The organism is Permianibacter fluminis (assembly GCF_013179735.1).
GTDB classification, from domain to species: Bacteria; Pseudomonadota; Gammaproteobacteria; order Enterobacterales; family Permianibacteraceae; genus Permianibacter; species Permianibacter fluminis.
In genome coordinates this window covers 3,118,777-3,131,556 of record NZ_JABMEG010000001.1, presented here as the reverse complement: position 1 = coordinate 3,131,556, position 12,780 = coordinate 3,118,777, and the positions used below count along the sequence as shown (strand labels likewise).

Here is a 12,780-nt window from a genome sequence, read left to right as displayed (position 1 = left end):
TGATGATGAACCACACTGCAGCTAAATGTTTTCATGCGGCGCTGATTGCCGGATTGCTGGCGATCAGCGCCTCGGCACAGGCCGAGCGCTTGAAAGATATCGCCGGCATCGGTGGCATTCGCAGCAACCCGCTGGTCGGCTACGGTCTGGTCGTGGGGCTCGACGGCACCGGTGAGCAAACGCCATACACAGCGCAGGCGTTCAAATCCATGCTGAGCCGGTTTGGCATTGTCCTGCCGGACGGGCAGACGCCGAAATTCAAGAATGTCGCCGCGGTGGCGATTCAAGCTGAGCTGCCGCCGTATGCCAAACCCGGTCAACCGATCGACGTTACCGTTTCCAGTCTCGGTGAAGCCAAATCGCTGCGCGGCGGCGCCTTGTTGATGGCGCCACTGCGCGGTGTGGATGGTGAGATTTATGCCATTGCCCAGGGCAATCTGGTGGTCGGCGGTTTTGGCGCCCAGGGCAACGACGGCTCCAAAATTACTATCAATGTGCCGACATCTGGTCGGATTCCCAATGGCGCGACGGTCGAGCGGATTTCGCCCAACGGTTTTGCGCTCGGCGATTCGGTGATGCTGAATTTGCACGAGCCGGATTTCACCACTGCCAAGCGAGTGGCCGAGCAAATCAATCTGCTGCTTGGGCCTCTGGTTGCACAGGCGGTCGATGCCGGCACGATTGAAGTTGGTGCGCCGCGCGATCCGTCACAGCGGGTAACGTTCATGTCGGTGCTGGAAAATCTGACCCTGGAGCCGGGCGAGCCGGCTGCCAGAGTCGTGATCAATTCACGCACCGGCACCATCGTCATTGGCAATCATGTCAGAGTGAAGAAAGCCGCGGTTGCTCATGGCAATCTGGTCGTGACGATTACTGAGCAGCAGAACGTCAGTCAACCCAATGCGCTGGCACAGGGCAATACTGTGACTACGCCGCAAAGCAATGTTGCGGTCAATCAGGATGACTCGCGGATGTTCCTGTTTCCGGCAGGCGTGACGCTGGAGCAGATTGTCCGGGCGGTCAATGCTGTCGGTGCCGCGCCAGGCGATCTGATGGCGATTCTGGAGGCATTGAAACAGGCTGGTGCCTTGCAGGCCGAGCTGGTTGTCATTTAAGTCGGCGCTGACGGATACCGATCATGGCCGAGCAATTACCGCTGACCTCTGCGACCCTACCGGATGCCGGCAGCTATCACGATCTGCGTGCGCTCAACAAGCTGCGCAATCTGGCTCAGCATGACGAACAGGCGGCGCTGAAAGCTGCTGCCAAGCAATTCGAATCGGTTTTCTTGCAACAGCTGCTGAAAGCCATGCGTGCCGCCAATGAAGTGTTCGAGGATGACGACTTCTTTGGCGGTGGCAATGACGAGGTCTATCAGCAGATGCACGATGAGCAGCTGGCCTTGTCGCTGGCCAACAATCAATCACTGGGTTTGGCGGAACGCATGGTGCAACAGTTGAGCCAGACGGCCATCAGCAAGTCTGGTTCAGCTGCACCGCAAGCCGCGCCGGAAACCTTGCCTGCTGCCAGTCACCTGCCAGAGCGCAGCCTGCGCCCGCATAGCGTGCAAGGCGCCGTCAAAGCCGCGCACAGTGTGCCCCTGCCGTTGCCAGCGCGCCCGCCGCTGCAAGCCGCACAAAATCCACCACCGGCGACCCCGGCCGAGTTTGTCAAAACGGTGTTGCCGCATGCCGAGCAAGCGGCCGAGAAATTGGGTGTGAGTCCGCTGATGTTGCTGGCACAGGCGGCGCTGGAAACCGGCTGGGGCAGCAAATTGCCGACTGCAGCGGATAATGTCAGCGGAAAAGTTTTGCCGCCGGCGCAGGCAGCAATTGGCCAGTCAAGCGCTTCTGCACATCCAGCCGGCCATTCACAGCCAAACGGCTATTCACAACCAAATCAGTCGATACCGATGACTGCGGCTTCCAGCCACCAGTATTTTGGCATCAAGGCCGATAGTCGCTGGACCGGCAAAACGGTGACCGCGAACACGCTCGAATACGGTCCCGGCAACAGCGCGGTGCCCGCGCGTCAGCGCGCCAGTTTCCGGGCCTATGACTCGGTTGCGGAAGCGTTCGCCGATTACGCGGATTTCATCAAGTCGTCGCCGCGTTATGCCGCCGCAGTCGAGCAGGCCGGTGATCCGGCTGCGTACGCCAAAGGACTGCAGCAAGGTGGTTATGCCACCGACCCGAACTACGCCAACAAGCTGATACAGCTGTTCAACAGCGATTCTTTGCGCGACCTGGTCGCCAAGGCACGCGAATTGCTCTGATTCGTTCAGGCAGTGGCGGAACGGCAAGGTTGGGCTCAAGTCGTGTCCGCCCCGGCCGATAACCCGAGGCGGAGTACCCGAGCATGGCAATCGATATTCTCAATGTGGGCGTTTCCGGGCTGATTGGCTCGCAGCTCGGCATTTCCACGACCTCGCACAATATCGCCAACGTCAACACCGCCGGCTATAACCGGCAGCGCACCGATTACATTGCCTCGTTACCGCAGTTTCTCGGCAGCCAGTATTTTGGTTCCGGTGTCGAGCTCAGCAATGTCGAGCGTATTTTCAGTCAGACGCTGATCAATGAGCTACGTACCAACAGCAACGGTTCGGCAGGGTACGAAGCCTATCTGCAGGAAGCGCAGCGGCTGGACAATCTGGTCGCAGATGCCGATACCGGATTGAACCAGCAGCTGCAGGCGTTTTTTGCTTCGTTGCAGGGTGTCAGCGACAACCCCTCATCGATTCCGGCCCGGCAGGTGCTGCTGAGTCAGGCGCAGATGCTGGCCGGTCGATTCCAGTCGCTGGATTCAACGTTGTCGAAGCAACGCGACACGCTGAACGACGGTATTGTTGCCACAGCTGATCACATCTCGGCCATTGCCCGCGATATTGCCCAGCTCAACAACGCGATCACCGGCGCGGTATCGGCCGGTGGCGGCATTGCCGGACAACCGAATGACATGCGTGATCAGCGTGATCGCCTGCTCGACGAGCTGGCGACGCTGACCAATGTCACGACGATCGATCAAGCTGATGGCAGCACCAGTGTCTTTCTCGGTAATGGTCAGGCGTTGGTGATCGGCGTGGTGTACAACACGGTGGTGGCGCAGCCGAGCGTGACCGACCCGCGTCAGTATGGCGTGTTCCTGCAACCGTCGAGCGGCAGCGCCCAGATTGATATCACCAGTCAAATCAGCGGTGGCAAGCTGGGTGGATTGTTCCAGTTCCGCCGCGAACTGCTGGAGCCAGCCATCAACACCCTCGGCCGTGTTGCCATTGGTTTGTCTGAAACCATGAATGATCAGCATGCGCTCGGCATGGATCTCAACAATCAGCTGGGTGGTTTGTTCTTTACCGATTTCAATGATCCTGCCATCGCTACCCGGCGTGTATTGACGCCGACCGGTTACGCCGGGCCCGGCAGTTTTTCGGTCGATATCGTTGACCCGAACACCATGACCGACAGCAATTATTTGCTGACCATGAATGCCGGCACTTACACGGTTACCCGTCTGTCCGACAACACCGTCGTCAGCAGTTTTGCGGCGCCGGCACCACCCGCTACGGTCAATATTGGCGACGGCATTTCGTTGAATATCGCGGCCAACGCCAATAATGGCGACAGTTTCATTCTGGCACCGACCCGTGGTGCCGCTGGCGAGTTTGATCGGGTCATTGACGATGTTCGGGGCGTCGCCGCCGCGCTGCCGGTCAGCACCAGTACGTCGTTGAGCAATACCGGTAGCGGTTTGGTCAAGTCGGTGCAGGTCACGGATACCAGCACCGCCGTGTTCGCCACGCCATTTGCCATCACGCCGCCGCTGCGGATTAATTTTACCTCGGCAACCACTTACGACGTCATTGACAACACGACCAATGCGGTACTGGTTGCCGGCGCCACCTTCGTGCCCAATCAGGACAATAATCTGTTGGCAACTGCCGGACCACCGGTCAATGCCTATGGTTATGAAGTGGTGTTGGCGGGTGCGCCGCGTACCGGTGATCAGTTTTTTACCGATTACAATACTGGCGGCATCGGCGACAACCGCAACAGTCAATTGATGGCGGCACTGCAGAATATCGCAACGCTTGATAACGGACGCTCGAATTATTCGCAGGCCTATGGCCGCTTGATTGCAGAAGTGGGCACCCGGACCTCCGAGGCCGAGGTCAATGCCGCATCGACCAAGTCGCTGGTGGAGCAGACCAAGGCCCGGCGCGATTCACTGTCCGGTGTCAATCTGGACGAGGAGGCGGCCAATTTGCTGCGCTTCCAGCAATCCTATGAAGCGTCGGCGCAAGTGATTTCGGTGGCGCGGTCCTTGTTCGATACCTTGTTCCAGTCTGTGCGTTAATCAGGAAAGCGACCATGCGTATTTCGACCCCCGGATTTTTTCAACGCGGTGTGGATTCGATTCTGGATCAACAGGCGGCCATTGCCAAAACCCAGCTGCAGCTGTCGACCCAGAAGCGGGTGCTGACGCCGTCCGATGATCCGGTGGCCTCAACGCTGATTGAAACCTTCAAGGGCGAACTGGCGTCGCTTGAGCGCTACAAAATCAACGCCAACACTGCCAAGGGCTATAACGAGCAATCCGATACCACGCTTGATAGCGTCACCACGGCGCTCGGCCGCGTACGCGAACTGATCCTGCTGGCCGGCAACGGAGCCTATGACAGCCTGGAGCGCAATGCGCTGGCCAACGAGGCGCAGGAGCGGCTGGAAGAGTTGGTTGGTATCGCCAACAGCCAGAACTCGGAAGGCGAATACCTGTTTGCCGGCTTTCGCACCGATGTCAAACCCTTTACCCGCAATGCTGCTGGCAACTATCAATACGCCGGAGACAATGGCCAGCGCGAAATTTTCGTCAACAATGATGTCGCCGTTGGCGTAACCCACTCCGGTTTCGACGTGTTCCAGAACATCAAGGAAGGCAACGGCGATTTCGCCACCTTCGGTGGTGCACTCAATACCGGCAATGCCGCCATTGATCCGGGCAGTGTCAGCAACCGAGTGGCGTTTGATGCCGCCGCGCCGCAAACCTATACCATCACAATGGTTACCAATGCGCTGGGCGAGTTGGCCTACAACGTCTTTGGCTCGGTCGATGGCCAGCTGATTCCACCGTTGCCCGCCAATTCGATTACCGCAGCGCCGGCCTATGTGGAAGACGCAGCGATTACCTTCAATGGCATCACGACCAGTTTCACCGGGACGCCGATTGCCGGTGATACCTTTACCGTACAGAACAGCGCGTCGAAGGACATCTTCACCACGGTGCAGGATGCCATCGACGCCATGCGCCTTGGCAGCTCGAACGATGCCGACCGCGCCCGCCTGCAAATGGCGTTGGACTATTCGCTGGAATCGCTCGACCGCGGTCTGGAAAATATCAGCCGCGTTCGCGCCGAGCTCGGCACGCGTTTGAACGTCATCGATTCCGAACTGTCGGCCAATGAAGCCGGCAAAGTGAACGCCAAAACCACGCTGTCCTCGCTGCAGGACTTGAACGTGGTCGAGGCGATCAGCCTGTTTACCCAGCAGCAGACCTCACTTGAGGCCGCGCAAAGCAGTTTTGCCCGGATACAGGGCTTGTCGCTGTTCCGCTTTCTTTGAGAGTGTCTGTGCTTGGTATCGGATAGCACCCGGTGAGCCTGAGGTGATCCGGGCAGGTTGAATCTTTAGCTGTTGCTTTCAATGCGCTGGTTCAATCGGATAAACAGTGCGCTACCCATCACAAATGCCAGTTCGATGCACTGCCGGTTTTGCAACAGCAGGTGATCGGCTGCGCGCTTCGGGCCGTCGCCGTAGGGCCAAACATAATCATCAATAATGATCCAGCCGCCGACGCAGACATGGCCGACCCATGCCGACAAGTCGGCTTGTACGCTGCTCAGGCTGTGGTTGCCATCGATGTGCAATAGCGAAATTTTGCCTTCATAGCGACTACTGCCGAATTCCGCACTGGAAAGTTCCCGTTGTTCACGATAGATCGCAGCTGCTTGAACCGATGGCATCCTGAGGTAATTGACTGCGCCCTTGCCGTACGGCAGCAAATTGAGCCGAAAGACGGTGAACGCTTCATCAGCGCTGATGGCAATACTATCCACCAGTCCTTTTTCATCGTGTTGAACCAGATGCTCGTTCGACCACGGGTCTATACACAGCAGTTTACCGATGCGGTATATCGTTGCCAGTTGCAACAGGACAAAGGCCGATTTTCCCCACCAGCTGCCAATCTCGATGATGTCACCGTCAGGGGTTTGTCGAGCAATGGCGCAGAGCGCACGAATTTTATCGTGGTCACACATCCCGGGAATGGTTTCAGCGTGGCGAAACAGCGCCGCCAATTCCAGTATTGAGCCGGCTGGCTTTGGCGTGTCGCAGCTTGCCAGTGCCAAGGTGTCGTCACCGAGTTGCTGAGCCAGCGTCAGGGCACTGCGGTACGGTGCCAGCTCGCTGTCGACCGGCGAGCCATTGACGAGCTGGACAGTGGGAGCCAGCTGCGCCAGCTTTTGCTGCAGGTAGTTCCAGACCACCGGGTTGGGGGTGTAAATCGCAGTGATGCCATGCTCGATCAGTGCTTGCCGCAGCGCGCTATCGAAGTTCTCTGCTGTGATGTAGGGCAAATGGATCCAGGCTGGGTACTGCTTTTGGGCGGGATCATAGCCGAGCGATGACGCCCCGATGACATCCTGATTTTCCGCCCGCGCTTGCGCCAGGTAACTCAGTGCGCGTGGCATCCCGGCGGGAAAGATGAGCGTGCGTGATTTGCGTTGTTCAGTCATGTCCAGCTTGTCCATTCATCAGTGCACCTGCATGCCAGCGCACAAGCACGCCAGATAGACCGCACAGGCGTTCGGTCATCCGTTTTTATTGCTGGGGAACGGGATGGCTACAAACCAGATAGATGCTGGCGCACAATTCCGGGTACTGCATGCCGAGCTGATAGCAGCCCTCGAGGTAGGCGGGTGTGATGATGTCGGTTTGCAGCAAGCGATCAAATTGGGCGTTGGCAAAGGGCTTGAAGAAAATGCCGCCACGCTGATGAACATGAAATCCGGCCGCCCTGACATCGCGCTCCAGGGTGTCAAAGCTGTAAGTGATGCGATGGCCATGCTCCGCTTCGGCGGCCGTGACGGCGTTGTTGTGGCTAATCAAGCCCATTTTGACGGCAATTTGCCGAGACGCTGCGTCGGCATTGGGAACAACAACCAGCAGACGACCACCCGGATGCAGCCACTGACGAACCCGGCTCAGCACAGCGACCGGGTCATCCAGATGTTCCAGCGTATGCACCAGAAAAATATTATGAAATGGTGTCGCCGGGTTGGCCTGTTCGAAGGTCGAGTGAATGAATCGCACGGATGCCGGCACCCGCTGCCGCGCGCGCGCAATCAGTTCGCTGCCGGCTTCGATGACGGTCAGGTCAGAGAACTGCGCAGCCAACAGGCTGGTCATCTCGCCTTCAAAACAGCCCATCTCAAGCGCATTGCCGGCGACGCAGGCTGGTGCCAGCGTCCGCATCATGTAGCGGCGCATCACATAATCAAATTGATAGGCATACTTTTGCTCTGCGCTGTCTTTCGCCTCGCGATTGTAATCACGTGACATGATCTTGATCTCCACGATAGAAGCGCTTGTCGGCGGGTTGATACCACTCGCTGAGTGTGGCCGGAATTCTGGCGTAGTAGCCCAGCAATTGTTTTACCTCGTCGCTGCAGGCTTGGCACTGGCTATCACCAAGGGCGCGACAATAATCAAATTGCGGTTTGAAGAACGGACTGGTCAAGGTAATGGTCAGGGCGCGCCTTGAGCCATCCGTCTCATTGTGGCCGGCCGCGTGCCAAAGCCTGGAATCAAACACCAGCAGGTCGCCGGAGCGGCCGACCGCACGTTCGGCGCGGGCGTAAAACAGCGCGTCATCCGGCTGCTGTTCCTGTCGGTGCGAGCCCGGCAGCAGGTGCGTGGCACCATTGTGAATGGTGAAGTCATCGATCATGACCAACAAATTCAGCATCAACGGCCGTTCCGTGGAAAAAAAACGGATGTCGCGATGGATGTTGCGGACATAAAGCTTGCGGTCGCGGCGATTGTCGAAACCACCATAGGAGTTGATGACAAGTTTGCTGCGCAGATAGTGTGTGAGCCAGTCCAGCCGGCTGAGAAACGACAAGGTCTCAAGGAATACGCCGCCTTTCGCCAGCACGTGGTGAGCGCCGCCTTGTTCGGCATTGGTGTAGCCGAGCTGTTGGTGCAGGTCGGCGTATTGCAGCAAGGCAGCGTCCAAGGCGAGGCGAACCGCTGCCACGGTATCGGCCGGGAAAACGGCCGGTACCAGGACGTAGCCGTCGCGAGAGAGGGCGTTCAGCTCGGCAAGCACTGTTGGCTGCTCAGTCGATGATGATGTAAGACTGAAACTGGCTGTTTGGGTGTCGGCGGATCTGGTAGCGCGACAAACCAAACACTTCTTTCAATGCCACGGTTTCGCCCGGAAACTCTTCCATGTTCAGTTCATCGAAGGCCAGCACGGAACCCTTGGTCATGTGATCGCGAACCAGTTCCAGGCAGCGGTGGGTAGGTTTGTACAGGTCAAAATCGAAATAGGCGAGGGCGACAATGGTGTGCGGATTGGCAGCGAAATACTTTTCCGCCTCCACGGTCGCATCACCTTTGACCAGCTGAAATTTTTTAACGTGGGGATTCGGATTGATCTGCTCGTGGTAATTCATGATGAAGTCGAGCTGTTGTTCATAGCCGGCACTGGTGGCGTAATGGCCGGGCTGGGCTATCGGGTCAGCGCCATCCTTGTGGTCGACATTGGGGAAGCCGCTGAAGGTGTCAAAGCCAATGATTTTTCGCGACAGATTGAACGGTTCGTGGATGGCCCGCAGCGAAGAGAACAGTGCGAGGTTCTGGCCCCAGCGGCAGCCGAACTCCATGATATTGCCATGGGTGTTGAGTATCAGCTGATAGAGATCGGCCATGTACAGAATTCGGCAGAGCTGCCAGCGAGACAGGAACAGGCCAAGATTGGCAAAGAGTTCATTGTCGGGAATCGGCGTGTTGCGAAAGGCGGCCAGCAACTCAGCGCGAAGTTCCTGTTCGCGCTGAGGTGAGTAGGATTTGGTAGTAATGGGGGGTGTCGTCATGACGAAGCCTCAACGGGTCCAGTAATTGTTGCTGCGAATGAGCGCAAGATAGTCTTCACGGGTTATCCCTACCAAAATGCGATCCCAGTAACGGTCTTGGCGGTAATACCAGTTTCGTTGCCGGCCTTCGACAATCCAGCCGCAGCGATTCAGGTAGATGTTCAGCGAGATCTGGTTGTATTCAATCATTGAACCATCCAGTCTGGCCAGATGCAGCTCTTCAAAGGCATAGCGCATGATCGCCATGATGGAATCAATGCCATAGCCTTTGCCGCGAATGTCCTTGTCACCGAGCATCATGCCGTGAAAGGCGTGATTGTTTTTCCAGTCGATATCCACCAGATTGGTGGTGCCAATCAGGCCATGCTCCTCGGTTGTGATGGCAAACCGTTGCTGGGTGCTGTTGGACGAAAGCGATTCGAACCATTTCTGTTGTTCATGACGGTTGCTGGGGAAATGCCAGCCGCCAAGCTGATACCAGATAGCCGGATCATTGGCCCAGCGATGAAGCAGCTCCAGATCGGTTTCTTCGATGGCCCGGATCAGCACTTTTTTGCCATGAATGTTCATGTCGTTGTTCTCGTTTCCGTTTTTACTGTCGCAGCCGGTTGCCGGTACCGGGGAAAGTAGCGGCTCGGGGCCAGCTCGGCGGTGCGGCGCCGGTATTCCTGAGGGTCCAGAATTTTGCCAAACAACCAGCTGGTCTCGCTGCGATTACTGAAACCCTGCTTGAATCGTGCCAGTCCATCGGATTCGCTGCCGGCAATTCCAGCCGTACCACCAAAGTTGATTAGCCGGGTCGAACCGTAGCGGTCGAGCGCCGCAGCATTGACGGCATAGGCGGCGCTGAGTGCATACCCCTGTTCCGAGCTGGCGGCAAGATGGCTCCATAGAATTTCGCCATCATCAAACCATAGATGCATCGATACCGGCTCGTTGTCGGTGGCCGCAATCACGACCTCCAGGCCGGGGACCTGACTCAGGCACTCAAAGTAGGCGCGCGGAAATTGATGCAGCGCGGACAGCTGGTGCCGAACTGCCAATTGCCCATACATTGCCAGCCATTTGTCCAGCACCGGAGTGAGGGTCGACCAGTGTACGGAGACGCTTTTGTTCGCCCGCTTCAGTTCGTAGCGATGATGCTTGCTGAATTGAAAAGGCAGCCGGTTATCGAACAAATAGTGCGGTTTGAATGCTTGCCAGACATCGGCTTGGCTGGCCAGGGCCGCCATGGCTGCGTTCGATTGCAAAGCGCATACGCCGACAAAGCTGATGGCGCCGGCGTTGGTCAAGGCCGAGAAATCTGTCGCCAGTTGCTCGGGGGCTTGCATTACCCAAATCGGATACAGGGCACTGGCATCCAGCCCTGCTGCGTCTGGCAGCGATCGCAGATAAGCGTAGCTGCCACTTGCCGACATGGCCACTGGCACGCCGAGATGGCGATGCGCTTCCGCGAACAGCGGGTGACAGTAAGGCGAGGTCATAGCAGCGGCTCCAGCGCGCGCACAATCGCCGCCATATCGTCGAGATCGTAACGGTGATCGCAGGGCAGGCTGAGCAGTTGTTGGCCCAGATCATGGGCTTGGGTGAATGTTGCCGGGGCCGCCAATTCGCGCCAATGACGCTGGCCGTAAATCTTTTGCTGATGCAAACGGTTGGTCAGATGCTCGACATCTGGATGCCGAATGACAAAGTGAGACGGCGTGTGCTCACCGAGCTCACCCAGCCAGCTGATGCCGACCAGCTGCTGCTGCAGAAACTGGTAATTTTGTCGGCGCTGCTGCACCAGTGGCCGCCACGGCAGCGACTGCAGCATGGCGCTGCTGAGTTCGCTCATTGCGCGGTCATCCGCGCGCATCGCCTGCTCGATCTGCTGATACCGGGCAAAGCTGTGCGAGGTAGAAGAATCGACTTGCTCCTGCAGACGCAGCAAGGCCGGCTCCGCGAAATGATCCGGTGGCGGCAAACTGGCCGGGCCCGGGATCTGCGTCGGTCTGCTGCGCGCAAATAGCAAACCGCCGTCCGGAACGCCGCAGAGTTTGCGCGGTGAGTACAGCACGTCGTCGCCCCAGGCGCTGTCGCCGGCCGCAAGGCTGTGGGCGCGGTCTTCAAACCAATGACAATGACGGTGCTGTTGTATACGGGCCAACGTGGCTGCCGTTGGTGGCATGCCAAAATAGTTGATGACCAGCACGGCGTCATCGGCTTGCAGCTGGGCAAAGAGTTCCGCGGTTGGCGCCAGCGATTCGTCCTGCGGGTAGAACAAGGTCTCGGTTGTGACCGGCACCGCGTCGGCCAATGCTGTGCAGCTATACGCCGGTAGCCAGCAGCGCCGACAGTCGAGCGCCAGCAGACGAGCATGCATTGCTGAGCGGGCGTTATACCGAGTCAGCACAGCAACCGTATCTGCGGGTAGCCAGTGTTGCCAAAGACTATCCGGGCGCTGGGCCGCGGTTTCAAGCTGAAAGAATCCGCCAATGGCTTTGCTCACGTCGGCACTCCTGCCGCGTGTACCAGCTCGACCATGCTGGTGATGATGTATTGCTGCTGTGCATCCGTGAGTTGCAAATGAAACGGCAAGCCGAGCACACGCGTGCCGAGCTGCTGGCTGATCGTAAGCTCACCGAATCGCGGACAATCCGCAAATGCCGGTTGTTGTGGGAGCGGAGGGCAATACCAGGCTCGCGTCTCAATGCCTTTGCTGGCGAGTTGGCGTTGCGTTGCTGCATTGCTCATACCGGTGGGCAGGGCAACCGGCATCAGACTGTGCACCAGATTTTCACTGCCGTGTTGCCAGTGTAACGACGGGATGGCGGTTGCAAGCTGGGTACGCAGCATGTGCCAACGTTGTCGGCGCTGCAATTGCATTGCTGGCCACATATCCAGCGACGCCAGACCCACCGCAGCATGATATTCCGACAATTTGGCATTGGTGCCAGCGTGGTCAATCTGGCCAGTACCCATATCAATGCCGAAGTTGGACAGCTGCCGAACCCGCGCTATCCAATCCTCATCGTGACTTGCAATGATGGCGCCTTCGACTGAGCTCAGCGTCTTCGTTGCGTGCAAACTGAAGATGACGTGGCAGCGTTGCCCCACCGCTTGATTGCCCATGGCACCGGCTGCGTCGATGACGACCGGAATGCCGGTGTCTGCGCTGAATTGGTCCCAGGCTGCGACATCCTGCGGCACGCCATATGTCGCGACCGGTAACACGCAGGCGAGTGGATGCTGCGCAGCATATTGATACGCCGTTGCCGGGGTGAGCTGCCAACTGTCGGGATCAACATCGGCAAACACCGGTTGGTGTCCCGTACGCAATGCGCTGGAAGCCGTGGCAACAAAGGTCAATGCCGGCATCAGAATGTTGGCTTGTACTGGTAGTCGCAACGCAAGCAACGCCATTTCAAGTGCCAACGTCGCATTGGCGGCCGAACAAACGGCGGGCGGTCCGGCCGTACCCTGCAAGAGACTCCGGATGCGTTTTTCCAGTTCCAGACACAGCGGACCGAAATTGCTGTAGCGATGCAAACGGTCGGCGCGTTGCAGGTAAGGCATGACCGCTTCGGCTGCTGGCAGATGTGGTATCAGGACCGGAATGGCGGCCGGGTGGGTCATGACAGATGCCA

Annotated in this window: 12 protein-coding genes; 4 read left to right on the top strand and 8 right to left on the bottom strand. The window is 58.0% G+C overall.

What is annotated here, in order from left to right; genetic code table 11:
• The first annotated feature begins 5 nt into the window (after nucleotides 1-5).
• From HPT27_RS13615 to flgL, 4 genes are all read left to right on the top strand, one after another.
• Entirely contained in the window at nucleotides 6-1,115 is a 1,110-nt protein-coding gene (locus tag HPT27_RS13615; protein ID WP_235950877.1) for a flagellar basal body P-ring protein FlgI, read from the top strand.
• A 23-nt stretch (nucleotides 1,116-1,138) separates the two neighbouring features.
• The gene (locus tag HPT27_RS13610) at nucleotides 1,139-2,275 is read left to right on the top strand and encodes a glucosaminidase domain-containing protein (RefSeq protein WP_172244413.1); all 1,137 of its coding nucleotides are present in this window, start codon (nucleotides 1,139-1,141) and stop codon (nucleotides 2,273-2,275) included.
• 83 nt (nucleotides 2,276-2,358) lie between these two features.
• A complete protein-coding gene (gene flgK / locus HPT27_RS13605; RefSeq protein ID WP_172244411.1) occupies nucleotides 2,359-4,353 on the top strand; it encodes a flagellar hook-associated protein FlgK in 1,995 nt (664 codons plus the stop codon).
• Nucleotides 4,354-4,367: 14 nt separating this feature from the next.
• Nucleotides 4,368-5,615 carry a flagellar hook-associated protein FlgL gene (gene flgL, locus HPT27_RS13600; protein ID WP_172244409.1) on the top strand — a complete coding sequence of 416 codons (1,248 nt, stop codon included), beginning with the start codon at nucleotides 4,368-4,370 and terminating at the stop codon, nucleotides 5,613-5,615.
• Between the two features lie 65 nt (nucleotides 5,616-5,680).
• Here flgL and HPT27_RS13595 read toward each other — a convergent pair whose 3' ends face one another.
• The 8 genes from HPT27_RS13595 to HPT27_RS13560 all read right to left on the bottom strand — a co-directional run bounded on the left by HPT27_RS13595 (nucleotide 5,681) and on the right by HPT27_RS13560 (nucleotide 12,769).
• Nucleotides 5,681-6,787, bottom strand: a complete 1,107-nt coding sequence (locus HPT27_RS13595; protein ID WP_172244407.1) for a class I SAM-dependent methyltransferase — start codon at nucleotides 6,785-6,787, stop codon at nucleotides 5,681-5,683.
• A gap of 85 nt (nucleotides 6,788-6,872) precedes the next feature.
• Nucleotides 6,873-7,613, bottom strand: a complete 741-nt coding sequence (locus HPT27_RS13590; RefSeq protein WP_172244405.1) for a class I SAM-dependent methyltransferase — start codon at nucleotides 7,611-7,613, stop codon at nucleotides 6,873-6,875.
• A complete protein-coding gene (locus HPT27_RS13585; protein WP_172244403.1) occupies nucleotides 7,603-8,382 on the bottom strand; it encodes a phytanoyl-CoA dioxygenase family protein in 780 nt (259 codons plus the stop codon). Before HPT27_RS13585 ends, HPT27_RS13590 begins: the two co-directional genes overlap by 11 nt.
• Nucleotides 8,383-8,392: 10 nt before the next feature.
• On the bottom strand, nucleotides 8,393-9,151 hold the full coding sequence (locus HPT27_RS13580; protein WP_172244400.1) for a crotonobetainyl-CoA--carnitine CoA-transferase: 759 nt from the start codon (nucleotides 9,149-9,151) through the stop codon (nucleotides 8,393-8,395).
• A gap of 9 nt (nucleotides 9,152-9,160) precedes the next feature.
• The gene (locus tag HPT27_RS13575; RefSeq protein WP_172244398.1) at nucleotides 9,161-9,721 is read right to left on the bottom strand and encodes a GNAT family N-acetyltransferase; all 561 of its coding nucleotides are present in this window, start codon (nucleotides 9,719-9,721) and stop codon (nucleotides 9,161-9,163) included.
• A complete protein-coding gene (locus tag HPT27_RS13570) occupies nucleotides 9,718-10,635 on the bottom strand; it encodes a hypothetical protein (protein ID WP_172244396.1) in 918 nt (305 codons plus the stop codon). The genes HPT27_RS13575 and HPT27_RS13570 overlap by 4 nt, the downstream gene beginning before the upstream one ends.
• Nucleotides 10,632-11,642, bottom strand: coding sequence for a DegT/DnrJ/EryC1/StrS aminotransferase family protein (locus HPT27_RS13565; RefSeq protein ID WP_172244394.1), 1,011 nt, complete (start codon nucleotides 11,640-11,642; stop codon nucleotides 10,632-10,634). The genes HPT27_RS13570 and HPT27_RS13565 overlap by 4 nt, the downstream gene beginning before the upstream one ends.
• Nucleotides 11,639-12,769, bottom strand: coding sequence for a DegT/DnrJ/EryC1/StrS family aminotransferase (locus tag HPT27_RS13560; protein WP_172244392.1), 1,131 nt, complete (start codon nucleotides 12,767-12,769; stop codon nucleotides 11,639-11,641). The genes HPT27_RS13565 and HPT27_RS13560 overlap by 4 nt, the downstream gene beginning before the upstream one ends.
• Between the last annotated feature and the right edge of the window lie 11 nt (nucleotides 12,770-12,780).